We start from the raw sequence: 23,309 nt of genomic DNA on the forward strand, positions 1-23,309 counted from the left end.
CCATGCCGCCGGCGATCACCGCCAGGCGCTTCTGCTTGCGCGTCATTGCGCCATTCCTTCCGTTGCTATGCCGAGTTCCCGGGCAAGCGCCAGCAATTGCCTGCCCTGTTCGCCGGCCGGCGGAAAGGCCGCAAGCCCGCGCTTCAGGGCGCCGGCAGCACGATCCCTATCGTTCAATACGGCGTAAGAGCGGACGAGCCGCATCCATCCCTCGAAATTGTTCGGATCCGCGCTGAGCTTGGCATCGAGGCTTTCGACCATGCCGCGGATCATCTGTTGCCGGTCGCCGGCGTTCATGATCTCGGCGGCTGCAACATCCTGCTGCGTGGGATTGCCCGGGGCAGCCGAAACGGCGCCCGGGGCAGCCGAATTGGCGCCCGGGGCAGCCGGATTGGCGCCATTCATGGCGATGTGTTGGTTGACCAGCGGCAGCCACGGCGCATCGGGCGGCGATTGCTTCGCCAGCGCCTCGAAGGCCTGGCGCGCCTCGTCGCGCCGTCCCGCCTGCTCGCTGCTGAGAGCGATGTAGAAGCGGGCGCGGGGGTTTTCAGGTTCGAGCTGAACGATCTGTCGCAGGACGTCTAACGTCTCCTTGTCCACCGAACCCTGCGCCTCCGCCATCAGGGCTTCGGCAAGGCCACCCAGGCGATGAATGTCCGGGCCTAACAGACGCAGGGCATTGCGGTAAGCCGACCGTGCGTCGGCGATCCGGCCGGCCCTGAGGTAGATTGGAGCGATCACATCCCATCCGCGGCCATCATCCGGCTGGCTCGCGAGGTGGCGCTCGGTTCTCGCGACCAGTATTGCAATGTCCTGGCCAGGATCCTCCAATCGCGCTTGCAACGGCAGCGACGGCATGTCGGGCGAACCCGCAAGACCATAGAGGCCAATGCTCGCCAAAGGCAGAAACGCGGCGATCGCCAACCTCAGCCACCTGTGCGGATGCGGCAACCTGCGGCATTCTTCTTGCATCTGCTCGCTTGCCTTAAAAAGGCGCCGCGCTGTTTCAGCCCGCGCGTATTCATACTCGTTGCAGCCGATTTCGTTCGCCAGCAATTCCCTGTCGAGTTCGAGAAGTTGATCCCGATAGACCCGGCCGGCTGCGGCCGCACCATCGTTGAACCGGACACGGCCTGACGCAAGTGGATGAAGAAGAGAGGCGATGATGGCAGTCGTGATGACCGCGAAAACAATCCAAATAACCATAACGTCCAGACGCCCTTTTGCGCTTGAACATACCGAGGCCGGGGGTCGGCACATTGATTCCGGTCAACGACGAGCTCTTCCATCCCAATTTTTCGGGTTCAGCACGCTTCGCGAAGCAGGTCGACGCTATCGACCAGGACGACCTTGCCTCTGACTTCGACGCCCGATGCCGCGAGCGTCGCAAACGCTCGCGACAGGGCTTCCGGCGCCAGACCCAATTTGCCGGCCAGGATTCTCTTCCGGTAAGGGAGGCGGAACGAGACCCGCGAGGTGGACGCCGAGGCGGGGCAGCGGCTCATCAGGTAGTTTGCCACACGTTGCGCCGCCGTGAGCAGCCGGTCACCGGCAATACAATCCATCGCGCCGAGCAGATGCCTGACCATGATGCGCATGACGTTCCGGTGAATGACCGGATGTTGGTCAGCAAATGCCTGCAACTCCGCAAGCTCGAACAGCGCGACCTCGGCCCCGTCGGCCGACCACGCGCTATAGGCATAGGAGCCGCCGCCTGAGAGAAGATATTCGCCAAACGTGTCGCCCGGCTCGCACACGCAGATATCAGCCTCGCGCCCGGCGGATTCCGATTTTGAAAGTCGGACAAACCCGTTCGTGACGCAGTAGACGAATGATGCCTGCTGGCCCTCGCTTATGATCTTCTCGTCAGCAGCGAAGGTGCGAACCTCAGCCGTTGCGGTGAATTGCTCCACGGTCGCCGGATCCAAACCAGCGAACAGGTCGGACTGCAGAAGGACTGAATTTTTCGCAAGCATCCATCTTCCTTTCGTGTTTGGACCCGGTTGCGGTTAGGGTTTTCTTCGATCGGTTTCGTCCTCGGCGAGAATTCGCCAGGCGGCCCCTTGAAGATCGTCATACTGGCCGCTCTTCAGCGACCAAAGAAATGCCAGCAGTCCCATTCCTCCCATCAGCAGTGCGATGGGTATGAGATAGATCAACATGTTCATGCGGCCTTGACCTCCGCACTCCGGCCGACCCGCCCCCGAATCTGCATAGCCGGACGCTTGCCGAACGCGTTCAGGCGCAGTGCGTTCATCACGACGATGATCGAAGATGTCGACATTGCCACCGCCGCTATGAGCGGCGTCGCCAATCCAGCGATGGCAATCGGCACCGCCAGGACGTTGTAACCGATGGCGAGAGCGAAGTTCTGCCGGATGAGGTTGGCGGAGCTTCGCGCAATGGCGATCGCTTCCGGCACAGCGTCGAGGCGATCGTTGAAGAAAACGAGGTCGGCGGCCTGTCTGCCGATATCGGAGGCCGTGGCCGGCGCCATCGAGACATGGGCCGCAGCAAGGGCAGGAGCGTCGTTGATCCCGTCGCCAACCATGAGCACGCGACGCCCTTCGCCGTTCAGCCTCTGGCATTCATCGACCTTCCGTTTCGGCGTCAGAGAGCCCAAAGCCCTCCCGATGCCCAGAGCATGCGCCGTATTGTCGACGACGATCTGACGGTCGCCGGACACGATCAGCGTTTCAAGGCCGGCTGCGTCGATCTGGCCGATGGCCTCGCGAGCGCCCGGGCGAAGCGTGTCATCGAAGAAGAAGTGGGCAAGATCGACGCCGTTCTGCGACAAGACCACTTCCGAGAACGGACTATCGGCGGTGCGGGGCACGAAGCTGGTTCCGCAGGCAAACGCCGTGTTGCCCAATCGATAGACGTCAGCGCCCTTCCTGGCTTCCAGTCCCCCGCCGGGGATTTCCGTGACGCTGTCGAAGGACATGGGGGCGGTTTCGGTGCCCCGCACCAGAGCCTGAGAAAGAGGATGCCGTGAATGCACGGCCAATCCGCGGGCGATTGCCGTGCTGTTCTCTTCCATGGCGTCCACTCTGACAAGGCGCGGCCTGCCCATCGTCAAGGTGCCCGTTTTGTCAAAGGCCACAGTGTCGGTCTCGGCCAGTCTTTCGAGTGCCGAACCGTCCTTCACCATGATGCCCTTGCGGAAAAGCTCCCCCGCGGCGACGACCTGGACCACGGGCACGGCAAGGCCCAATGCGCATGGGCAGGTAATGATCAGGACCGCAACCGCGACCAGCATTGCCTGTTTCCAGTCTCCGCCGAGGAGGCCCCAGGCAAGAAACGAGACCAGCGCCAACAGATGCACGGCCGGCGAATAGAGCGCCGCAGCGCGATCGGCGATCCTGCGATAGCGAGCTCTTCCACCCTCGGCTGCTTCCATGAGGCCGATGATCTCCGAAAGAAGCGAATTCTTGGCAATGCGCGTCGCGCGCAGGACGAGCGAGCCGGTCAGGTTCATCGCGCCCGAACTCACCTCGCTGTTGCTGGCGACGGCGACGGGGCTGCTCTCGCCGGTGACGATGGAGAGATCCACGTCGCTTTCTCCGCTGACCACTACGCTATCGACGGGAACCCTTTCGCCTGCCGCTATCGAAATTTCATCTCCCACCGCGATCTCTTCTACCGCAATGTAACGTCGGGACCCGTCCGGATTGATCAGCAAGGCCCCGCGCGGCGCCAGCCTTGCAAGTCCGTTGATCGCCGCCCGAGCCTTTTCCCGCATGATATGATCGAGGGTCCTGCCGATCAGCAGGAAGAAGAGCAGCGAAACCGACGCGTCGAACCATGCATGTTCACCGTGATGGATGGTCTCCCACAGTGAAACGGCATAGGAGAGCGTCACGGCGAGAGAGATCGGAACGTCCATGTTGGTGCGCCCGTGGCGGAGCGCATTCCAGGCCGATTTGAAGAAGAAACGCCCCGCATAAACCAGCGCGGGCGCTGCTATCATCGCCGAGATCCAATGAAACATGTCGCGTGTCGCGGCATCTGCGCCAGACCAGACCGATACCGAAAGCAACATGATGTTGGCGGCCGCAAAGCCGGAAACGCCGATCGCCAGGAGAAGCTGATTGCGGGTTCTGTCGTTTTCGGCGGCCGAGGGGGTAAAGAGATGCGCGCGATATCCGGCCGAGTTGATCGCTGCGAGGATCTCGGACGGATCGGCGGCATGTGTCTCCATCTCCTCCTGGTAGACGCAGGTTACCCTTCGAGCCGTAAGATTGACGCGCGCCGTCTTGACGAAAGGAAGTGTCAGCAACGCCCCTTCTATGGTCGAAATGCAGCCACCGCAGTGAATATCAGGAACGCTCAAGTCCAACTGGCGCAGTCCGCCGCCGAGCGGCTGGCTGGCAAGGCGGACCTCTTCGGCACTGGATGACGTCGTGCTGAGAGCAAGCACGCTTTCCGCGTCCATGGTGCAGCAGGTCATCGGTCCAACTCCTTGGTATCGATGCGTTTGGCCTCATGCATGACGACCAAGCCGTCGTTTCGCGAGATGGCCTCGACGATCCAGTCACCCTCGGCCAGGTTGTGATCTGCTTCGAACCGTCCCTCGGCTGTTTTTCTGAGCGTGAGGTGGAAGTCTTCGTGATCTCCGACGGGTCGCTTGAAATTCAGCACGACGTCGTCGACGGCCGCAGGCGCGCCGCTCTTGTCGTGAATGTCGTAGCGGATCTGATGCCCTCTTATGGAGAGATCGCCCGCGACGCCGGAAGCCGCCATTGCCTTCATCGCCGCCGCTTTGCGGTTGAACTCCTGACTGGCGACATAGGTATTTTCCACGACCAGACCGCTCCAGCTGGAGGAGGCATAGAAGGCCATGGTGACATTCACCGCGATCACCACAGCGAAGAAGGTCGAGGTCGCAACCAGCATGTGCAGGCCTGTAAAACCTTGGGCAGAGGTCTTCATTTGGTGTCTCCCGGTGCATTGAACGCCGCCCGGTAGGTTGCCCGATCGGCGCGATCCGTATCTTCGATCACGAACAGAAATTCACTGATTGCGGCGCCGGTGGGCTTGCGCGTAACGAAGACCTTGAGCGTCGTGGCTGCGTCCGGTTCGGCATGGACGGTAAAGCGGCGAGCGTCTTCCTTGCCGAACTCGGGAATACGCATCGTCGCCCCCTCCAGCCCGACCAGGCTTATGTTCACATCCCGCGGCGTCGGCACCATGTTCAGGATCCGAAGCGTGTAGCCATTCCGCAGTGAGCCGTCGCTTTCCAGAACATATTGGGGGTTTCGGTCGTGAACGACGTTGAGTTCAAGGCGCTCGCGAAAGGCGAGGTGGACGAGCATGGCCACGCCGACCGATGCCCAGGCGACCGCGTAAAAGACGATTCTCGGACGAAAGACGATGCGCCAGTTGAAGTGCCGGATCGCCGGGACGAAGCTTCCATCCTCGTTTCGAACCCTAGACGGCTGGACGGCCGTTCGCCCTTCGTCGGTCGCCAGTGACATGTTGCCCGCGTATTCGCTCAGCGTGGCATAGGCAATCAGGCCGCGAGGCTTTCCGAGTTTGTCCATGACACCGTCGCAGGCGTCGATGCAGAGCGCGCATGTGATGCACTCCATCTGCTGTCCGTCGCGAATGTCGATACCCATCGGGCACACCGCCACGCAGGCATTGCAATCGACGCAATCGCCCACCGGCAAGCCTTTGGCTTGCGCCTTTTTCGCGTGACGCGACCGCTGCTCGCCCCGCCAGTCATGATAGGTGACGACGAGAGAATTCTCGTCGAGCATCGCACCCTGGATGCGTGGCCACGGGCACATATAGGTGCAAACCTGCTCGCGCATGAGGCCGCCGAGCACATAGGTCGTCGCAGTAAGGACGGCGACCGTGGCGTAGGCGGCTGCAGGAGCGCGGCCAGTGAATAGCGAAACAAGCAGGCTCGGCGCGTCGGCAAAATAAAAAATCCACGCTCCGCCCGTGGCGACGCCGATCAGCAGCCAGATCGAATGTTTGACGACACGCTTCCTCAGCTTGGCAAAGCTCATGGGAGCGGCGTCAAGCTTCATTCGCGCGTTTCGATCGCCTTCGATCGCGCGTTCGACGACGAGAAAGAGATCGACCCAGACGGTCTGCGGACAGGCGTAGCCGCACCAGGCGCGGCCGACCGCGGAAGTGACGAGAAACAGGCCGAACCCCGCCATGACGAGGAGACCAGCCACATAATAAAATTCCTGAGGCCAGATTTCGATGAAGAAAAAGAAGAAGCGTCGTGAGGAAAGGTCGATGAGGATTGCCTGGTCAGGCGCGTAAGGACCGCGATCCCAGCGAATCCATGGCGCGAGATAGTAGATGCCGAGCGTGACCAGCATGACGATCCATTTGAATCGACGGAATCGCCCCTCTGCACGCTTGGGAAAAACCTTCTTCCGAGGTGCATAGAGAGGCTGCCGATTGCGACGGGCGTTGACCGGCTCGACGCTGAGCCGTTCGATGCTGTCGGGATCTGGTGCAGTGTAGAGGTTCATGGGACCTATCCGATTTCACCCGACCTTGTCCCATCCGCCGCGCATCCTTTCCTTGATACAGATCAAGACGAAGGTCTTCCCGCCAATGGAAAAGGCCACGCCCTGGAGAGAGGGCGTGGCCTGGAGGAACCGCGGGGAACGAACACCGCTGGGACGTCCTCGACAAGTCTGCAGCTAGCGGCTTGTCTGCTCGTGGTCTTTGAGGCAGGTCAAACTGATGATCGAACTGCCGATCTTTGCCGGATCATCCTGATCGGACGGTGGCGGCAGGGCCTTGGCGCGCGCCGACACACGTGATCGTATCGCTGCGCGCGGCGTGCCGTAGAGATCGAGGATCGGATTGTGGCCGTGAGCCGCCATAGCTCTGCTCCTTACGTTCCGCCGCCAAGCGAATGCACGAAGATCGTCAGTTCCTTGACCGTCGTATCGCCGAGGCGCCCTGCCCAGGCGGGCATGACGCCATGCTTCGGAGAAGCGACCTGGCGGATGATCGCATCCTCGCCGCGGGCCTTCAGCCAGATCGCATCAGCGAGATCCGGCGCGCCCATTTCGGCTTTTCCTTTGGCATCCTCGCCGTGACATGCGGCACAGTTGTCGACGAAGACCTGTTTTCCCGCCTCTGCGAGACCGGGGTCCGACGGTGTATTGGTCAGCCCCCAGACGTAAGCCGCGACCTGCCTTGTCTGGATGGGATCCAGAACATCGACAAAGGGCGGCATCTCGGAAGCATGAGTGTCCGTATCCCCGTCGAAGCGAATCCCATGCGCGATCGTCGTCTGGATGGCATCCAGGTCTCCGCCCCACAGCCAATCGTCGTCGTTGAGGTTCGGAAATCCAGGACCGCCGCTTGCTCCCGAGCCGTGGCATGGCGCACAATTCACCTTGAATGCTGACGCGCCGCCGGCGATTGCGAATTCGCGAAGGGCAGAATCGGAATCGATTTCCTGTACCGTCTTGGCGGCGATCAGATCATGAAATTGCATTTGCGATGCCTTGGCCTGGTCCAGGTTCTGCTGCAGTTCGGCGCGGCTGGAAAAACCGAGCATGCCCTTCGTAGCGTCGGTAATCATCGGGATCGCGGGATATGCGATCGCATAGCCCAACGCCCAGACAATGGTGGCGTAGAAGGTCCACACCCACCAGCGGGGCATCGGATTGTTGAGTTCGCGGATGCCGTCCCATTCATGTCCGGTCGTTTCGACGCCGCTAAATTCATCGATATGTTTTTCCGACATCTCAATCATCCTTCAAGGGAATATCGGCGGCCTCTTTCGCCGTCTGCTTGCTGCCTGGGCGAAGGGTGAACACAACCACGCCGACGAAGAATGCCGCCATTGCCAAAAGGCCCCAGCTGTCGGCGAAGTGTCTCATTGCAGTGTAGGTTTCCATGGATCACCTCACCGGTAGCCGGTCGCATCGTCGTAGGTCGAGAAATCGACCAACGTTCCGAGCATCTGCAGGTAGGCCACTAAGGCATCCATTTCGGTCAGCGCAGCGGGATCGCCGTCGAAATCGCCGGTCTTCGTCTTCGGATAGCGGGCAAGCAGGGCCGTCGTATCTGCGTTCGGATCGGCTTGGGCCTTCATGTCGGCTTCCGCATTCGCCAGCATGTCGTCGTTATAAGGTACGCCCACGTCCTCGTTGGCCTTCAGGTCCATTCCCACGTCCTTGACCGTGACCCGTTGCTCTTTGAGGAAGGCGTAACTCGGCATGATCGACTCCGGCACCACTGCCCGGGGATCGGCGAGATGCTGGACATGCCATTCGTTGGAATAGCGTCCGCCGACGCGGGCCAGATCCGGCCCGGTTCGTTTGGATCCCCATTGGAAAGGATGATCGTACATGGACTCGGCCGCGAGCGAGTAATGGCCGTAGCGTTCCACCTCGTCGCGGAACGGTCTGATCATCTGGCTGTGGCAGAGGTAGCAGCCTTCGCGGATGTAGATGTTTCGTCCGGCCAGCTCGAGCGGCGTATACGGCCGCATGCCTTCCACCTTTTCAATCGTGTTCTGCAGGTAGAACAGCGGTGCGATTTCGACGATGCCGCCGATGCTCACGACGAGCAGCGAGCCGACGAGAAGAAGCGTCGCGTTCTTCTCGAGAATCTTATGTTTATCAAGTATCGATGCCATGTCTCACCTCACTCGGCAGGCTGTGCTTGGGGCACGAAAGTGGTTGGGATCGCAGCTTCGTCACGCACGCGGCCGCGGATCGTCATGAACACGTTCCAGGCCATGACGAGACCACCCGCCAGGTAAAGCGTTCCGCCCACCGCGCGCAGCACGTAGTAGGGGAACATGGCCGCGACCGTCTCCGCGAAGGAATAGACGAGGAAGCCCTGGGAATTGTACTCGCGCCACATCAGCCCCTGCTGGATGCCGGCAACCCAAAGCACGGCGGCGTAGATGACGATTCCGAGGGTTGCGAGCCAGAAGTGCCAGTTGACCATCCGCGGGCTGTAGAGGCGCTCGCGTCCCCATAGCTTCGGCGTCAGATAATAGATCGCGCCGAAGGTGATCATTCCCACCCAGCCGAGCGCGCCGGAATGCACATGACCGATCGTCCATTCTGTATAATGGCTGAGCGAATTGACTGTCTTCACCGACATCATCGGACCTTCGAAGGTCGACATCCCGTAAAAGGCGATGGCGACGATCATCATGCGGATGATCGGATCGGTGCGGATTTTGTCCCAGGCGCCCGAAAGGGTCATGAGACCGTTGATCATGCCGCCCCAGGAGGGCATCCAGAGCATCACCGAGAAAACCATGCCGAGTGTCTGGGCCCAGTCGGGCAGTGCCGTGTAATGCAGATGATGGGGCCCGGCCCAGATGTACATGAAGATCAGTGCCCAGAAGTGGATGATCGAAAGCCGGTATGAATAGACGGGTCGGTTGGCCTGCTTCGGCACGAAGTAGTACATCATGCCCAGGAAGCCGGCGGTGAGGAAGAAGCCGACGGCGTTGTGGCCGTACCACCATTGGGTCAGCGCGTCCTGTACGCCCGAGAAGGCGGAATAGCTTTTGGAGCCGAGAAACGACGCCGGAACCGCCAGGTTGTTGACCACATGCAGCATCGCGATGGTGACGATGAAGCCGAGATAGAACCAGTTTGCCACGTAGATGTGCGGCTCTTTGCGCTTGAGGATCGTCCCAAGATACACGGCGAGATAGGCGACCCAAACGATGGTCAGCCAGAGGTCGACGTACCATTCGGGTTCGGCATATTCGCGGGCTTGGGTGATTCCGAGGACATATCCGGTCGCAGCCATCACGATAAAAAGCTGGTAACCCCAGAATACGAACCAGGCGAGGTTCCCGCCGAAAAGACGTGCGCGGCAGGTGCGCTGCACGACATAAAACGACGTCATGATGAGGGCGTTGCCACCGAAGGCGAAGATAACCGCCGACGTGTGAACCGGCCGCAGCCTTCCGAAATTGAGATAAGGCGCAATGTTGAGGTCGGGAAAGGCCAGTTGCAGCGCGACGATCACGCCCACCAGGAAGCCGACCACGCCCCAGAACACCGTGGCGATCAAGCCATAACGCACCACTTCGTCGAAATAGCCGGATATGTCGACTTTGCGTTGCTGGCCTGCCGGTGAAAAGTCAACGTTCCTGACCAGCAGCAAAGCGCCGATGACGAGGCAGAGGCAAAGTATGCCCATATGGATCGCAAAGAGATGATCATGGGCGAATGCGGCTCCTAGCAACGCTAGAAACGCCGCGACCGTGATCACCATCGTTTCCGTTGTGTAATTCATGATGTCGTCCCCAGTGCACAGACGACCGCGTCGCGGCCGGCTTTCTCGGCAGGACTGTCACGAAGCTGCGAATTACTCCTTGATCTACATCAACGAGCGGACAGTAAGACCGGCGCGGACCGCCGCAGTTACAAACTGTTACAAACTTTCACCCGTTGGCACCGTCCGCTCATTCCGGTGTGACGCAGGGGGTTCTAGTACATGTCCTGACAATGGGGGACACGACGATGCTGATGCAGAAAAACCAAGCGTTCGAACATGCCGAAATGACGAACGAAACGATCTATGCCGGTCGATCTTTGTCCGCGCTCTTCCTCTCCTCCGCAATGGAGTCCATCTCCGCCGGGAGAGCCATCTGCTGGGAGGGCGACGAGGCGAAACATCTCTTCCAGGTCGTGGAGGGGGTTGTTCGTCTCTATCGCATCGTCGGGGAGGGCCGCCGTGTGATAACCGCGTTTTGCTTCGCCGGCGACCTGATCGGTGCATCGCTGCAACGCGATTTCCTCTTCACCGCGGAAGCCGTGACCGAATGCCGGATTCGCCGCGTATCCCGGAAAAGCTTCCACGACGAAGTCGCCCGGTCGGATGCTCTTCACACCGCATACATTTCCCTGCTCTGCCAGGAGACGGCTGCCGCACACGAACAGATGGTACTGCTCTCGAAGAAGAATGCGGAAGAGCGCCTGTGCAGTTTCATCGCGAAGCTTGTATCCCGCCGCAATCCCCAGGCGCGGCAGAGCCTGCTGCGCGTCCCCATGAACCGGCAGGACATTGCAGACCATCTCGGTTTGACCATTGAAACCGTGTCTCGCACCCTCACCAAACTTGCATCGCGAAACGTCGTCGTTCCAGAGGGCAGGCATGACTTGCGAATCGTCAATCGCGCCCTTCTTAAGCAGTTGTCCGGCGACGCTGATGATTTTTCGGAGAAATCCTGTCATAGGGTCAGCTTGCACTGACGTAACGAAGCCGCAGGATCGACGTTCATGCCTCACCGCCTCATATCACCGCGAACCGTATCGTCCCAGGAACTGGATGCCATGGTGCACGTGCTGGACGGAGCCGACATCCTGATCCATCGTTTTGAGGGAACTGTCACGCATTGGTCCATTGGCTGCGAGAACATGTATGGCTGGGCAAGAGAGGAAGCGGTCGGGGAGGAGGTGCACGAATTGCTGGCGACGCAGTTCCCCGAACCGGTGGAAAACATCCGCAACCAACTGAAGTCGCGCGGCTTCTGGCAGGGTGAAATCATTCATCGTCACAAGAGCGGGCACGAGATTCATGTTGCCTCCCGTTGCGTGCTGGTCAATTTGCCGGATGGCGATCTTGCCGTCATCCAGACAAACAGCGACGTCAGCGCGTTGAAGCGAGCGCAAGAGGTAGTCAAATCCCGCGAAGCGCATCTGAGCTCGATCCTGGACACCGTGCCGGATGCCATGGTGGTGATCGATGACAAGGGAATGGTGCTTTCGTTCAGCAAGGCTGCCGAGAAGCTGTTTGGAATGTCTTCCGATCAAATTTGCGGCCGCAACGTGAGCAACCTGATGCCGAACCCCTATCGCGATGCCCACGACGGCTACATCGACCACTATATCGATACGGGCGAGAAACGTATCATCGGCTACGGCCGTGTCGTCACCGGTCAGCGGGCCGACGGTTCGCAATTTCCGATGGAACTCCACGTCGGCGAAGCGACGGCAAACGGAGAGCGGATATTCACCGGTTTTATCCGCGATCTCACCAGCCGTTACAAAATCGAGGAAGATCTTCGCCAGTCACAGAAGATGGAAGCTGTCGGGCAGTTGACCGGAGGCATCGCGCACGACTTCAACAACCTCCTCACCGTCATCAGCGGCAATCTCGAAATGATCGAGGACAAACTGCCGCCCGGCAACCTTCGTGAAATCCTGGGAGAGGCTCAGGCCGCGGCGGAGGACGGAGCTGTTCTCACGGCTCAACTGCTCGCTTTCGGTCGCCGACAGCCGTTGAATCCGAAGCACGCCGATCTTGGTCAAGTTGTGAGCGGCTTCTCGGATCTGCTCCGTCGAACGCTCGGCGAAAATATCAGGTTGTCGACCGTCATCGATGGATCTGGCCTGAACGTCCTTGTGGACAGCTCGCAGCTCCAGAATGCCATTCTGAACATCGCTTTGAACGCAAGGGACGCCATGCCCAGGGGCGGCAGTCTGACGACGACGATCTCGCGCGTCTATCTCGATGCCGACTATGCGAAAATGTATCCGGAGCTACGCAGCGGCAATTTCGTGCTGGTCACGATGACGGATACCGGTTCCGGCATGACGGAGGAGGTCAGGAAGCATGCGATTGAGCCATTTTTCACGACAAAGGAAGTCGGCTCGGGCACAGGTCTCGGACTGAGCATGGTCTACGGCTTCGTCAAGCAATCGGGTGGGCATCTGCAGATTTACAGTGAGGTGGGGCGCGGCACGACAGTCCGGATATATCTCCCCGCAACCAATGGCGGGAAGCCTCAAGAGGCGGCACCGGACCATGGCGCGGGTGAGAGCCAACTGCCGCAAGGGGACGAAGTCGTGCTCGTCGTCGAAGATGACGCCCGTGTTCGCCGCGTAGCCGTCGCCAGGCTCGCCTCGATGGGCTATACGGTGCGCGAAGCCGAAAACGGTCACCGCGCGCTCGATCTCCTCAAGGAAAACACTGACGTCGCGCTGCTTTTTACCGACATCGTGATGCCGGGCGGGATGACGGGTGACGAGCTCGCAAGAGAGGTGCGTATTTTACGGCCGGACATTGCCGTGCTCTTCACGTCGGGATATTCCGAACCGGGTCTCGCGGGCAATGATACGGTTCCGGGCGCCCGGTGGCTGCGCAAACCCTATACCGCCAAGGAGCTGGCGTTGAGGATCCGCGAACTTCTCGACGCAAGGTGACATCTGTCGGCGGTGCAAGCTCACCCGCTCTTGCGCCTTCGCCCGCGCGGTGCGTGTGGTTTCTCCCGCGTTTGACCCGCATCAAAGAACCTGCGTCCTGCATGTCTTAAAAAACGTCCGCGAGGCCGAACCGGACTCGGAGAACAGGAGATATGCAAATGCGTTTGAAATTCGGTCTGATCGCTGCAACGGCAGCCTTGATCGCTTCGGCTGCACCGTTGATGGCTGCTGACCACCAGGTTCAGATGCTGAACAAGGGCGCGGACGGCGCGATGGTGTTTGAGCCCGGCTTCCTGAAGATCGCTCCGGGCGATACTGTCACGTTCATTCCCACGGACAAGAGCCACAACGTCGAGACGTTCAAGGGTCTCATTCCCGATGGCGTTCCCGAGTTCAAATCCAGGCCGAGCGAGCAGTATCAGGCGAAGTTCGATATTCCGGGCGCATATGTCCTGAAGTGCACGCCGCATGTGGGCATGGGCATGGTTGCATTGATCCAGGTCGGCGACAACCCGGCCAACCTTGACGCGATCAAGATCGCCAAGGTGCCGAACATGGCGCGCAAGAGGCTGGATGCCGACCTCGCGCAGATCACCCCGGCTCAGATCACCCAGTGATTGACCGACAGGTGCGGACGGCACGCTTGCGCGCCGTCCCGCACCGTCGCGTTCAGCGCGTGCTGCTTCGCGATTATCGGCACGGCAGCTCGCGGCAGCGTCGCATTGCTCAGGCCGCCTCCGTTTGCGCAGCTGCATCGGGACGCGACGGCGGTTCGTCCTTCATTGCCCGTTGAAGCAACCTGATGATCTCCCGCTCCGACTTGATATGCCGGCGCATCGAACAGCAGAACGAACGCAGCTGATATCCTACGGCTTCCCAGGAGAGCCGGCAGCGCCCCTCGCTCAGGGTTTCCAGCGTGAAGACGAGGTGTTGAGCCGCATCATGATCGAATAGGCGACCGGCTTGCCGGTGTTCCCTCGCATCGGACAGCTCCTCGACCTCCATGATCAGTCCGAGCGCAGACGAGACCAAGTGCTCTTCGAGCTGGTGAGTCGTCAGCAATAGCGGGATCAGACCGCGTGAAAGACGGCGGCAGAGGCCTTCATCGATATGGCAAGGCAGAAAGTCGGCAATTGCCTGCAGCACGTCGCACCACGACATAAGCTGCTCATAGCAGCTCTCGAGTTCTCCGAAACTGTCCGGGATTGGGTTCTTCATCCTATTACCTCTGCAGCAACAAGCTGGCGGGCCATGGCAGCGCGCCGAGCAAGGGCTGGTTTCTCGCTCAAGCGGCCTTGCTGTGCGTGCGTCCGTGCGAACCGAAATAGGCGTCGAATGCCGCGGCAACGGCGCGGACCATGAACCGTGCGTCTTGAGACACGACAATCCGATCTCCGCAAATCGCCGCGACGCCATCGGCGACAAGCTCACTGAGCCGATCGTTTCGGTCGATGAGGAATTCGATGTCAAAACCCGACTCTTTGCTCAATCCTGCGAGATCGACTTCGAAATCACACATAAGCCGTTCGATTATTTTGGCCCGGAGCTTATCCTCCTCGGTGAGAAGATATCCCTTGGCTGTCGGCAGGATGCCGGAAGCAACCCGCTCCTGATATAGCCCCAATGGCACATGGTTCTGGACATAGCCGATCGGCAGCCGCCCGATCGCCGAAGCACCGAGGCCGATCAGCGTATCGCAGTCATCCGTCGTGTAACCTTGGAAATTCCTTCTCATCGTGCCGTTGCGCGCAGCGATCGCGAGTTGATCGTCCGGCAGCGCAAAATGATCGAGCCCGATGCGCGCATATCCGGCCTTCGCAAGCTCTTCCGCGATGGCTTCGGCCTGCTCGTTTCGCTGTTTTGCATCCGGAAGCGACGCTTCATCTATGAGGCGCTGGTGCTTCTTGAAGGTCGGTATGTGCGCATAACCGAAAACGGCGAAACGCTCCGGACGCAGCTGCGCGGCCAGTCTGACGGTGTCGATGCAGGATTGCACGGTCTGTTTCGGAAGGCCGTAGATCAAATCGAAGTTGATACTGGAGATGCCCACGGAGCGTAGCCCGCTGACCGCAATCTCCGTCTGTTCGAAGGATTGTGTTCGGTTGATCGCGGCTTGCACGATCGGGTCGAAGCTCTGAACGCCGAGGCTTGCGCGATCGACATCGCTTTCACCGAGCGCCTCGATCATTGGAGCAGCCAATGTGCGTGGATCGATTTCTACCGCGATGCTCGTATCTGCCTCAAACCGGAAGGCGCTCCGCAGCTTGGCCATGATTGCGGCAAACTCCTGCGGCTTCATGATCGTGGGGGTGCCGCCACCGAAATGAACGTTCTTAACGGGGACGTCGTTTCCGGCCGCGAAGGATACAAGCTCGATCTCCTGGCTCATGACATCCAGGTATTCGCGAACCGGACCATCCTGCCGGGTGATGCTCGTGTGACAACCGCAGTACCAGCACATCGAGCGGCAGAACGGGACGTGGAGATAGACGGAGACGGGTCCGGCTTTTGCGATGTTGGCGAGTCCCCTCGCATATTCATCCGGCCCCACCGTGGCTGAAAAGGCTGGCGCCGTTGGATAGCTCGTGTAGCGCGGGAACCGCGCGTCGCCATACTTGGCGACCAGACAGTCGGACATTGTCGCATCCTTTGACAAAACAGAATGGTTTATGACGTCGAAGCGCGCGATCTTCCTTGTTCTAGGTCAATGTTGGCGTCCACCGGGGAAATCGTCGTCCATCTCAGCTCGGCGTCAAAGTCGGCCCGCTGATCCATCCGCTCGCGGGCAACGCGTTCCGACACACGCCGTCATGCCCCCAAGTTCCATGAGTTGCCGCACGGCAAATGATGTGGAGTTGACCGAGGTCAAAGTGTCTTTGTGCTGATCTCGTACCTTGAGAGGGAGCAGCACTGGCCGGCAGCAGTTCATGCAACGCAGGCTCCTGCTCAACGGAGATGCCGGCTCAAAGGAGATGAAAGTGCCGCACGATGTCGTCACAGCAAGCCTGAATGCGCGAGATAAGTCTGGGCGCATCGATGTGCGTTTCGGCGCAGACATGAAAACCGTCATTGTCTCCAGGCGCGCGCTGCTCTCCGTAGCCTCGCCACCTCGCGCAACCGAAGTCCGTTTCCTTCAATATGTCGACGCGTTCTGCGAAATCGCGGCGAGCGGCCTCGGTTCAAAGGAGGCCGGCGGTGACGTGGTCATGATCACTGCAAATGATGTCCGCAGATGGCGTCGCGCGTGGCAATCGTCCGAAATGGCGGGGATACGAACCGCACATCGCTCGATGCCGCCGGACGCAGCGTCGTCAAAGCGCGTCGCATAAATTTGCGCCGCGCCGCTCGGCATTCCGGAAGTTTCATTCCGGCACTTTCGTCATTTCAGGATCATTGGCGTTGCCTTCCAGCGTAGGCGAGCAAGCCGCGTTCGTCGCCATCATATTCGTCATCGTCGCCGGAGAGTTGCACCAGCATTCCATATTTCACGATGCGAACGCAATGACGGCCGGCCGATACCAGGATCCCCTTGTTCGCCAGCTTCGTCATCATTCGCGATACGGTTTCGATCGTCAGGCCGAGATAGTCGGCAATGTCGAGCCGGGTCATCGGCAGCTCGACAATGGCATTGGACCGGCTATGGCCCGGGTCACGATGAAGCTGCTTCAGCAGGAAGCTGCAGACCCGCTCCTCGGCGTTCTTGCAGGACAGCAGCACCATCTGGTTCTGGGCGGCGGCCATCTCGTCGCGAAGGCGGGCAAAGACCTCTGGCCGCAGCGCCGGCGAGTTGCCGACTTCGGCCTCGAAAGCCTTGCGCGAGAGGCGGCGGACCCTGGTGTCGGTGATGGCTTCGGCGCTGTAGAGATAGTGGTTCTTCAAAGACACGCCGACGATGTCGCCAGCTTGCAGAAAGCCGGTGATGACCCGGCGGCCATCGGAGATGATCCTGAAGATGCGCAGGTTTCCTTCCACCACTTCGAAGAGGTGTTTGGCGGCGTCGCCCTCGAAGAACAGCGATTCCCCGGCTGCCAGAAGTTCGACCGGCTGCTTGTTGAAAAGCGCCTGCAGGCAGCTCTGTTCGGAGCCGAGAAGCACCGCATTGGCGATTTCCAGCGCGTGATGAAAATTGGTTGTCTGCAGCATGACCGTTCCCTCTGTGCTGTCGATGAGGACAACTAACCCGACGCTGGTGACACGCTGATGCCACGCGTGTTAAAGACGGTGCCATTGGGTAACAGTCTGTAACAAGCAGCGGCTTGACGGATGGGCGATGGCAACACTTCAGCATGACGCGCATCTTCTCGTCGTTGACGACGATCCGCGCATTCGTCAGATGCTGACGCGCTATTTCGAGGGCGAGGGTTACACCGTCTCTTCCGCTTCTGACGGCATCGAGATGCGGGTACGCCTGCGTCAGCAGAGTTTCGATGCCATCCTGCTTGACCTTGTCCTTCCCGGCGGCACGGACGGGCTTGATCTTGCCCGCGAAATTCGCGCCCAATCCGATGTTCCGATCATGATGCTGACGGGCCGCGACGACGTCGTCGACCGGATCGTCGGTCTGGAAGTCGGCGCCGACGATTACATCGCCAAACCCTTCCATCTCAGAGAAGTCCACGCACGGTTGAAGTCGATCCTGCGCCGCCGGCAATCTTCGGCACGCAATGCCGAGCCGGTCAGCGAGGAGATCATCGGTTTCGAGGATTGGAAGCTCAATCTCAGCCGCCGGCAGCTTCTCGATCCCGACGGCGCGGAGATCGAGTTGACGACCGGCGAATTCGACATGCTGGCAACCTTCGTGCGGCATGCCGGCCGGGTGCTAACCCGTGACGTGCTGATGGATCTGACCCGGGGCCGAAACCTCGAAGCCTTCGACCGGACGATCGATGCCCAGATCGTCCGGCTGCGCCGCAAGATCGAAACAGATCCGAAGAGACCGCAATTCATCAAGGCCGTACGCGGCGTCGGTTACGTCTTTACTGCCAGGCTGGATTGACGAGTTCAGGACATGGTGACGCTTGCGGCGGCCACTTCCGTCGTCGTCCGCCGATGGTTTCGTGAAGCAGTTGCATCGTCAGATGTTTTTGCGCACGGGATAGGATGACTCCGGCCCGCACTCCTCGACATATCGCAAGAGACGAGATCAGGCCGGCGTGCGTAATGTGCCATGAACGTCGTCAAGAACCGCTTTGCGATGAATCAATGCGCCGCCGGGCGCCGCCTTCATCATCCCCGCCGAACAAACATCGCGAAGGGATGAGATCATGATGAACAAACTGATGAAGGCCGCAGTGGTGCGCGAATTCGGCAAACCGCTCGCAATCGAATGCGTGCCGGTGCCTGTGCCCGGGCCGGGCGAAATTCTGGTGAAGGTCGTCGCATGCGGCGTCTGCCATACCGATCTGCACGCAGCCGAAGGTGACTGGCCTGTCAAGCCGACGCCGCCCTTCGTTCCAGGCCATGAGGCAGCGGGCATCGTGACCGCCCTCGGTCCCGGTGTCACTGATTTCAAGGAAGGCGATGCGGTCGGCGTCGCCTGGTTGCACGATGCCTGCCTTCGCTGCGAATATTGCGAAACCGGCTGGGAAACGCTCTGCGAACACCAACACAATACCGGCTACAGCTGCAACGGCGGCTTTGCCGAATATGTCATCGCCTCCGCCGCTTTCGCCGCCCGCCTTCCCAAAAATGTCGACTTCGCCGAGATTGCGCCGATCCTCTGCGCCGGCGTCACGACGTATAAGGGCTTGAAGGAAACCGAGGCGCGCCCAGGTGAGTGGGTGGCGATATCGGGGATCGGCGGGCTGGGCCACGTCGCGATCCAATATGCCAAGGCGATGGGCCTCAAGGTGGTCGCGCTCGACGTCGCCGCCGCCAAGCTCGACCTTGCCCGCCAGGTAGGCGCCGATCTCGCACTCAATGCGCTTTCCGAAGACACGATCGAGAAAGTGCTGAAGGTGACGAGCGGCGGAGCGCATGGCGTGCTTGTCACCGCCGTCTCGCCGCCCGCCTTCTCGCAGGCCCTCAGTATGGTACGCCGCAAAGGCACCATTAGTCTTGTCGGCCTGCCGCCGGGCAATTTCCCGACACCGATCTTCGACGTGGTGCTGAAGCGCATCACCGTGCGTGGTTCGATCGTCGGGACACGCCGCGACCTCGATGAAGCGCTCGCCTTCGCCGCAGAAGGTCGCGTCCGAGCCGAGATCGCCACCGCGCCGCTCGATGACATCAACGACATCTTTGACGGGCTGAAGGCGGGAACGATCGAGGGGCGCATAGTGCTCGACATCGCCGGACAGGCGAGCGCAGTCGCAACTCCGGGGCAGTCCGCGGCATAGCCGGCCGCTGCGCAGCGTTCCCGCCGGCCGAAGCGGCGGGGACACAGGCGGCGCGTCGCCCAATACCCTGTTCATCTGCCCGCGCCGTTTTCCTTGCCTTTTTGATTTTGACGCTGATCAAAGCATTTCGCTTTCATCGCAGTTACCTTCGTTCCACTGGTTTCGTCGGCAAATGCCGACGCGTTCGAAAGCTTCAGAGCGCCACCAGCATGATCCCAAACCTGTCTTTGTCAGGAGTTGAAAATGCTCGTTCAAGCCATCATGACCTCACCGCCGATCACCGTAACGGCATCCTGTTCCGTTGCCGACGCCGCGAAGTTAATGCTCGACAACAGGATCAGCGGCCTGCCGGTCGTTGATGCGAACGGAGCGCTCGTCGGCATCGTCAGCGAAGGCGATTTCCTGCGCCGCAGTGAACTGAACACGGAACGCAAGCGTTCCTGGCTGCTCGAATGGCTGACCAGCCCGGGCAAGATCGCCGACGAATATGTCCGCGCGCACGGGCGACGGGTCGAGGAAGTGATGACCGCCCCGGTCTCCGCGATCGCGCCAACCGCCTCGATCTCCGACGCCGTCAGGCTGATGGAGCGTCAGGATATCAAGCGCCTGCCTGTCGTCGCCAATGGCAGGCTCGTCGGCATCGTTGCCCGCTCCGACCTGCTGCGCGCACTCTCGCAAGCCCTGCCGGCCGCCGCCGTTTCCGCAAACGATGCGCAGATCCAGGCGGCGATCGACGCCGAGCTTGCCCGGCAGAGCTGGAGCCGTAACGGCTTCATCCATTGCCGGGTCACGAACGGCGTTGCCGAACTGAACGGCACCATCTTCGACGAACGCGAACGTCTCGCCGCGAAAGTCGCGGTCGAGAATGTCCCGGGCGTGACGTCGATCAAGGACCAGCTCGTCTGGGTCGATCCCTATTACGGCGTCGCAATCCCGCCGCCGGAGAGCGAGGCCAGACAGGCCTGAATTCGAGGGAAGATCATGGAACACCCGGCTCCCAACGTTCGCATGGCCCAACTGCTGGCCACCTCGATGCTCGCAACGTCGGCACCGTTCGTACTCGTTCCCGACATGGAAAAACTCGTCGTCTCAACGGAAGGGTGAGGGGTCAGGACGTCAAATGCCGAAAAACCTGTTCGGTTTCGTGCTCCTCATGGGTCGCCATCATCAGATCGCGATCGCCGCCCTTTCGATCCTCCTCTTCCTCGCCGGTACGGCGCCGCTTGAGGTGCAAAGGCGCATCATCAACGCGGCCACTGGGGGCGCTTCCTACCAGGCCATCCTGATTCTTGTTTTCGCTTACCTCGGCCTCGCCCTGCTGGAAGGTCTGACAAAGCTGGCGCTGAACCTCTATCGCGGATGGATCGGCGAGGTCGCGATCCGCTGGCTTCGCATGGGCGTGCTCGCTGCATCCGAGTGCTCTCGCGAATCTCCCGTCGATGCGCTCGCCGAAGGTGTCCAGCTTTCAATCGTCCTGGCCGAGGCGGAACCCGTCGGCGGCTTCGTCGGCACCAGCGTTTCGGAGCCCCTACTGCAGGCCGGCATCCTGATTGCGGTTGGCGGTTACATGATCTACCTGCAGCCGCTGATGGCGCTTGCCGTCGCCGTCGTCTTCTTGCCGCAGATCGGCTTCGTGCCGCTGATGCAAATGGCGATCAACCGCCGGGTCGAGACCAAGATCACGGTGATGCGACACGTCAGCGAGGGCATGGTTCGGCACGTCGTCACCAGCGATGCTCTCGATGCCCAGAGCGGCCGGGTGCAGCGGCTCTTCTCGACCAATATGAGCATCTACCGGATCAAGTTCACCATGAATTTTCTGATGAATCTGATGACGCAGGTCGGCTATGTCGGCATCTTCGCACTCGGCGGCTATTATGTCGTCACCGGCAAGACCGAGATAGGAACCGTCGTCGCGTTCATCTCCGGTCTGGCCAAGATCACTGATCCCTGGGGAGAACTGGTTGACTGGTATCGCGATCTCAAAGTCACTCAGGTCAAATACGCCCTGATCCGCGATGCGAGCGATGCCGCCACCACTTTGCGGGGCGAAGGCGTTTCCAGGGACGAAGTGCCGGCGCTGACGCGCTAAAGGCTTGAATCGCGGACAAGGTTGCCTGTTCGGGTGTCCGCCGCCTTCCCGATCTCGTTTCTACGAGTGTCACGGAATTTCTGAGGATGCCTTACGGCCACCTACGACAACATCCGTCCCGTTCGGCGCAGCTTATCGTGCCATCCCAAGGCTTCTTCGATCAGATGCGGCGTGTGCCCGCCGCGCAGCAGCGCCCGCCGATGATAATCCGCGAGTAGCTCGCGGTAGCTTGGGTGCACACAATTGGCAATAATGACTTTGGCGCGTTCCCGCGGCGCCAGTCCGCGAAGATCGGCAAGACCGATTTCGGTAACGAGGATGTCGACATCATGCTCGGTATGATCGACATGGCTGACCATCGGCACGACGCGTGAGATCGCCCCGTCCTTGGCAAGCGATTTTGTCACGAAGATCGACATATAGGCGTTACGGGCGAAATCGCCGGAGCCGCCTATACCGTTCATCATGTGTGTGCCGCCGATATGGGTCGAGTTGACGTTGCCGTAGATGTCCAATTCCAATGCCGTGTTGATCGCGATGATACCGAGCCGGCGGATGACTTCGGGATGGTTGCTGATCTCCTGCGGCCGCAGCACCAGCCGCTGCTTGTAATGCCCGATCTCGGAAAGCACGCTGCGATGCCTTTGCGCCGAGAGCGTCATGGAAGATCCGGAAGCAAAGGCGAGCTTGCCGGCATCGATCAGATCGAAGGTCGAATCCTGCAGCACCTCGGAATAGAGGGTGAGATCGTGGAAGGGCGTCGCGGTGAAGCCATAAAGCACCGCATTGGCGATCGTTCCGATGCCTGCCTGCAGCGGCTGCAGCCTTTCCGTCAACCGGCCACGCCGCACCTCGTGCGACAGGAATTCTGTCAGATGGCCAGCGATCGCGTTGGTCTGCGCATCCGGCGGCGCCACCGTAGAGGCACTGTCGCTGCTTTGCGTGACGACGATTGCCGCAATTTTTTCCGCAGGGATAGGAATGAACGGTACGCCGATGCGGCAGTCGGGCGCCACGATCGGGATTGCCTCGCGGCTCGGCCGCTTGGTCGGAATGTAGACGTCGTGGAGTCCCTCGAGAGCTTCCGGCTGAGAGAGGTTGATCTCGACGATCACTTTCGGGGCGAGAATCGCGAAACTCGCCGAATTTCCGACGGAGGTGGTCGGCACGATGCCGCCATCTTCTGTAATCGCGGTTGCTTCGACGACGGCGACGTCGACTGGCGGGACTTGTCCGCTGCGCAGGGACTCGACGGTCTCGGAAAGATGCTGGTCGATGAACATCACCTCGCCGGCATTGATCGCCTCGCGCATGACTGGGTCCGATTGGAAAGGCAGGCGCCGCGCGACGGCATGCGCCTCGACGAGGGTTCGATCGAGATTGTGGCCAAGCGAGGCGCCAGTCATCAGCGTAATCCTCAGCGGATCGCGCCTTGCCCTTTCCGCCAGCGCCAGCGGCACGGCCTTGGCCTCGCCGGCCTGCGTAAAGCCGCTCATGCCGACGGTCATCCCATTGGTAATCAGGAGCGCCGCTTCCTCGGCGCCGACAATACGATCCCAGAGCTTCGCGCTGCGGAGACGGTTTCTGAACATAGCGAGCGATCCTCAATGCGACATTGGAACGGGGAGGTTGATGTCCCTGACGGCGTCTCGGCCGTCATGTCATTCTGGCGGCGTAGCGGCCTTGCACATTGACACGGCTCAAAAA

Annotated in this window: 24 protein-coding genes; 9 read left to right on the forward strand and 15 right to left on the reverse strand. The window is 60.4% G+C overall.

The features are described 5' to 3' along the window. Positions 1-42 precede the first annotated feature (42 nt). The 11 genes from ccmI to ccoN all read right to left on the reverse strand — a co-directional run bounded on the left by ccmI (position 43) and on the right by ccoN (position 10,260). Positions 43-1,206 carry a c-type cytochrome biogenesis protein CcmI gene (ccmI, locus tag FHT69_RS30440; protein ID WP_183906379.1) on the reverse strand — a complete coding sequence of 388 codons (1,164 nt, stop codon included), beginning with the start codon at positions 1,204-1,206 and terminating at the stop codon, positions 43-45. A 98-nt stretch (positions 1,207-1,304) separates the two neighbouring features. After that, a complete protein-coding gene (locus tag FHT69_RS30445) occupies positions 1,305-1,976 on the reverse strand; it encodes a Crp/Fnr family transcriptional regulator (RefSeq protein WP_047617299.1) in 672 nt (223 codons plus the stop codon). A gap of 33 nt (positions 1,977-2,009) precedes the next feature. Next, on the reverse strand, positions 2,010-2,168 hold the full coding sequence (gene ccoS / locus FHT69_RS30450) for a cbb3-type cytochrome oxidase assembly protein CcoS (RefSeq protein ID WP_028757950.1): 159 nt from the start codon (positions 2,166-2,168) through the stop codon (positions 2,010-2,012). Further along, a complete protein-coding gene (locus FHT69_RS30455; protein WP_097595816.1) occupies positions 2,165-4,450 on the reverse strand; it encodes a cation-translocating P-type ATPase in 2,286 nt (761 codons plus the stop codon). The genes ccoS and FHT69_RS30455 overlap by 4 nt, the downstream gene beginning before the upstream one ends. Next, on the reverse strand, positions 4,447-4,932 hold the full coding sequence (locus FHT69_RS30460) for a FixH family protein (protein WP_097544498.1): 486 nt from the start codon (positions 4,930-4,932) through the stop codon (positions 4,447-4,449). The genes FHT69_RS30455 and FHT69_RS30460 overlap by 4 nt, the downstream gene beginning before the upstream one ends. Beyond that, the gene (gene ccoG, locus FHT69_RS30465) at positions 4,929-6,497 is read right to left on the reverse strand and encodes a cytochrome c oxidase accessory protein CcoG (RefSeq protein ID WP_183906380.1); all 1,569 of its coding nucleotides are present in this window, start codon (positions 6,495-6,497) and stop codon (positions 4,929-4,931) included. The genes FHT69_RS30460 and ccoG overlap by 4 nt, the downstream gene beginning before the upstream one ends. Positions 6,498-6,671: 174 nt before the next feature. Continuing rightward, entirely contained in the window at positions 6,672-6,857 is a 186-nt protein-coding gene (locus FHT69_RS30470) for a hypothetical protein (protein ID WP_028757954.1), read from the reverse strand. Between the two features lie 11 nt (positions 6,858-6,868). Then, the gene (gene ccoP, locus FHT69_RS30475) at positions 6,869-7,732 is read right to left on the reverse strand and encodes a cytochrome-c oxidase, cbb3-type subunit III (protein ID WP_028757955.1); all 864 of its coding nucleotides are present in this window, start codon (positions 7,730-7,732) and stop codon (positions 6,869-6,871) included. A gap of 1 nt (position 7,733) precedes the next feature. Further along, complete coding sequence (locus FHT69_RS30480; protein WP_017969139.1) at positions 7,734-7,886, reverse strand: CcoQ/FixQ family Cbb3-type cytochrome c oxidase assembly chaperone; 153 nt, start codon at positions 7,884-7,886, stop codon at positions 7,734-7,736. Positions 7,887-7,894: 8 nt separating this feature from the next. After that, positions 7,895-8,629: a cytochrome-c oxidase, cbb3-type subunit II gene (gene ccoO / locus FHT69_RS30485; RefSeq protein ID WP_097631138.1), complete on the reverse strand. Its 735-nt coding sequence runs from the start codon at positions 8,627-8,629 to the stop codon at positions 7,895-7,897. 8 nt (positions 8,630-8,637) lie between these two features. Beyond that, positions 8,638-10,260 (reverse strand): cytochrome-c oxidase, cbb3-type subunit I, encoded by a 1,623-nt coding sequence (gene ccoN / locus FHT69_RS30490; RefSeq protein ID WP_097544496.1) that lies wholly within the window; start codon positions 10,258-10,260, stop codon positions 8,638-8,640. Between the two features lie 227 nt (positions 10,261-10,487). Here ccoN and FHT69_RS30495 point away from each other — a divergent pair, with 227 nt between their 5' ends. The 3 genes from FHT69_RS30495 (at position 10,488) to FHT69_RS30505 (ending at position 13,789) form a co-directional block, all read left to right on the forward strand. Continuing rightward, positions 10,488-11,219 (forward strand): Crp/Fnr family transcriptional regulator, encoded by a 732-nt coding sequence (locus FHT69_RS30495; RefSeq protein ID WP_183844866.1) that lies wholly within the window; start codon positions 10,488-10,490, stop codon positions 11,217-11,219. 27 nt (positions 11,220-11,246) lie between these two features. Beyond that, positions 11,247-13,172, forward strand: coding sequence for a PAS domain S-box protein (locus FHT69_RS30500; protein ID WP_063473413.1), 1,926 nt, complete (start codon positions 11,247-11,249; stop codon positions 13,170-13,172). 158 nt (positions 13,173-13,330) lie between these two features. Continuing rightward, positions 13,331-13,789, forward strand: a complete 459-nt coding sequence (locus FHT69_RS30505) for a pseudoazurin (RefSeq protein ID WP_063473412.1) — start codon at positions 13,331-13,333, stop codon at positions 13,787-13,789. 109 nt (positions 13,790-13,898) lie between these two features. Here FHT69_RS30505 and FHT69_RS30510 read toward each other — a convergent pair whose 3' ends face one another. Further along, on the reverse strand, positions 13,899-14,390 hold the full coding sequence (locus FHT69_RS30510; RefSeq protein WP_063473411.1) for a hypothetical protein: 492 nt from the start codon (positions 14,388-14,390) through the stop codon (positions 13,899-13,901). 67 nt (positions 14,391-14,457) lie between these two features. Then, positions 14,458-15,810: an oxygen-independent coproporphyrinogen III oxidase gene (hemN, locus tag FHT69_RS30515; RefSeq protein WP_183844867.1), complete on the reverse strand. Its 1,353-nt coding sequence runs from the start codon at positions 15,808-15,810 to the stop codon at positions 14,458-14,460. A gap of 289 nt (positions 15,811-16,099) precedes the next feature. On the opposite strand from hemN, the gene FHT69_RS30520 reads away from it, so the two are divergent. Further along, on the forward strand, positions 16,100-16,501 hold the full coding sequence (locus FHT69_RS30520; RefSeq protein ID WP_244604851.1) for a hypothetical protein: 402 nt from the start codon (positions 16,100-16,102) through the stop codon (positions 16,499-16,501). 61 nt (positions 16,502-16,562) lie between these two features. Here FHT69_RS30520 and FHT69_RS30525 read toward each other — a convergent pair whose 3' ends face one another. After that, entirely contained in the window at positions 16,563-17,315 is a 753-nt protein-coding gene (locus FHT69_RS30525) for a Crp/Fnr family transcriptional regulator (protein ID WP_097631137.1), read from the reverse strand. 127 nt (positions 17,316-17,442) lie between these two features. Here FHT69_RS30525 and FHT69_RS30530 point away from each other — a divergent pair, with 127 nt between their 5' ends. The 5 genes from FHT69_RS30530 (at position 17,443) to FHT69_RS30545 (ending at position 21,602) form a co-directional block, all read left to right on the forward strand. Continuing rightward, positions 17,443-18,168 carry a response regulator gene (locus FHT69_RS30530; RefSeq protein WP_028757964.1) on the forward strand — a complete coding sequence of 242 codons (726 nt, stop codon included), beginning with the start codon at positions 17,443-17,445 and terminating at the stop codon, positions 18,166-18,168. Between the two features lie 268 nt (positions 18,169-18,436). Further along, positions 18,437-19,510, forward strand: coding sequence for an alcohol dehydrogenase AdhP (gene adhP / locus FHT69_RS30535; protein ID WP_028757965.1), 1,074 nt, complete (start codon positions 18,437-18,439; stop codon positions 19,508-19,510). Positions 19,511-19,753: 243 nt separating this feature from the next. After that, entirely contained in the window at positions 19,754-20,476 is a 723-nt protein-coding gene (locus FHT69_RS30540; RefSeq protein WP_028759093.1) for a CBS domain-containing protein, read from the forward strand. 15 nt (positions 20,477-20,491) lie between these two features. Beyond that, on the forward strand, positions 20,492-20,614 hold the full coding sequence (locus tag FHT69_RS34605; RefSeq protein ID WP_281414290.1) for a hypothetical protein: 123 nt from the start codon (positions 20,492-20,494) through the stop codon (positions 20,612-20,614). 16 nt (positions 20,615-20,630) lie between these two features. Beyond that, positions 20,631-21,602: an ABC transporter ATP-binding protein gene (locus FHT69_RS30545; protein ID WP_028759092.1), complete on the forward strand. Its 972-nt coding sequence runs from the start codon at positions 20,631-20,633 to the stop codon at positions 21,600-21,602. Positions 21,603-21,703: 101 nt separating this feature from the next. Here the strand turns inward: FHT69_RS30545 and FHT69_RS30550 are convergent, their stop codons facing one another. Further along, complete coding sequence (locus FHT69_RS30550; protein ID WP_183906381.1) at positions 21,704-23,194, reverse strand: acetyl-CoA hydrolase/transferase family protein; 1,491 nt, start codon at positions 23,192-23,194, stop codon at positions 21,704-21,706. Positions 23,195-23,309: the final 115 nt, after the last annotated feature.

Origin of the sequence: Rhizobium sp. BK008, assembly GCF_014197345.1 — a bacterium.
GTDB classification, from domain to species: Bacteria; Pseudomonadota; Alphaproteobacteria; order Rhizobiales; family Rhizobiaceae; genus Rhizobium; species Rhizobium anhuiense.

Excerpts from the sequence above, each read along its gene's own strand:
- ccmI (WP_183906379.1), bottom strand. The coding sequence starts at position 1,206 with ATGGTTATTTGGATTGTTTTCGCGGTCATCACGACTGCCATCATCGCC.
- FHT69_RS30445 (WP_047617299.1), bottom strand. The coding sequence starts at position 1,976 with ATGCTTGCGAAAAATTCAGTCCTTCTGCAGTCCGACCTGTTCGCTGGT.
- ccoS (WP_028757950.1), bottom strand. The coding sequence starts at position 2,168 with ATGAACATGTTGATCTATCTCATACCCATCGCACTGCTGATGGGAGGA.
- FHT69_RS30455 (WP_097595816.1), bottom strand. The coding sequence starts at position 4,450 with ATGACCTGCTGCACCATGGACGCGGAAAGCGTGCTTGCTCTCAGCACG.
- FHT69_RS30460 (WP_097544498.1), bottom strand. The coding sequence starts at position 4,932 with ATGAAGACCTCTGCCCAAGGTTTTACAGGCCTGCACATGCTGGTTGCG.
- ccoG (WP_183906380.1), bottom strand. The coding sequence starts at position 6,497 with ATGAACCTCTACACTGCACCAGATCCCGACAGCATCGAACGGCTCAGC.
- FHT69_RS30470 (WP_028757954.1), bottom strand. The coding sequence starts at position 6,857 with ATGGCGGCTCACGGCCACAATCCGATCCTCGATCTCTACGGCACGCCG.
- ccoP (WP_028757955.1), bottom strand. The coding sequence starts at position 7,732 with ATGTCGGAAAAACATATCGATGAATTTAGCGGCGTCGAAACGACCGGA.
- FHT69_RS30480 (WP_017969139.1), bottom strand. The coding sequence starts at position 7,886 with ATGGAAACCTACACTGCAATGAGACACTTCGCCGACAGCTGGGGCCTT.
- ccoO (WP_097631138.1), bottom strand. The coding sequence starts at position 8,629 with ATGGCATCGATACTTGATAAACATAAGATTCTCGAGAAGAACGCGACG.
- ccoN (WP_097544496.1), bottom strand. The coding sequence starts at position 10,260 with ATGAATTACACAACGGAAACGATGGTGATCACGGTCGCGGCGTTTCTA.
- FHT69_RS30495 (WP_183844866.1), top strand. The coding sequence starts at position 10,488 with ATGCTGATGCAGAAAAACCAAGCGTTCGAACATGCCGAAATGACGAAC.
- FHT69_RS30500 (WP_063473413.1), top strand. The coding sequence starts at position 11,247 with ATGCCTCACCGCCTCATATCACCGCGAACCGTATCGTCCCAGGAACTG.
- FHT69_RS30505 (WP_063473412.1), top strand. The coding sequence starts at position 13,331 with ATGCGTTTGAAATTCGGTCTGATCGCTGCAACGGCAGCCTTGATCGCT.
- FHT69_RS30510 (WP_063473411.1), bottom strand. The coding sequence starts at position 14,390 with ATGAAGAACCCAATCCCGGACAGTTTCGGAGAACTCGAGAGCTGCTAT.
- hemN (WP_183844867.1), bottom strand. The coding sequence starts at position 15,810 with ATGTCCGACTGTCTGGTCGCCAAGTATGGCGACGCGCGGTTCCCGCGC.
- FHT69_RS30520 (WP_244604851.1), top strand. The coding sequence starts at position 16,100 with ATGCAACGCAGGCTCCTGCTCAACGGAGATGCCGGCTCAAAGGAGATG.
- FHT69_RS30525 (WP_097631137.1), bottom strand. The coding sequence starts at position 17,315 with ATGCTGCAGACAACCAATTTTCATCACGCGCTGGAAATCGCCAATGCG.
- FHT69_RS30530 (WP_028757964.1), top strand. The coding sequence starts at position 17,443 with ATGGCAACACTTCAGCATGACGCGCATCTTCTCGTCGTTGACGACGAT.
- adhP (WP_028757965.1), top strand. The coding sequence starts at position 18,437 with ATGATGAACAAACTGATGAAGGCCGCAGTGGTGCGCGAATTCGGCAAA.
- FHT69_RS30540 (WP_028759093.1), top strand. The coding sequence starts at position 19,754 with ATGCTCGTTCAAGCCATCATGACCTCACCGCCGATCACCGTAACGGCA.
- FHT69_RS34605 (WP_281414290.1), top strand. The coding sequence starts at position 20,492 with ATGGAACACCCGGCTCCCAACGTTCGCATGGCCCAACTGCTGGCCACC.
- FHT69_RS30545 (WP_028759092.1), top strand. The coding sequence starts at position 20,631 with ATGCCGAAAAACCTGTTCGGTTTCGTGCTCCTCATGGGTCGCCATCAT.
- FHT69_RS30550 (WP_183906381.1), bottom strand. The coding sequence starts at position 23,194 with ATGTTCAGAAACCGTCTCCGCAGCGCGAAGCTCTGGGATCGTATTGTC.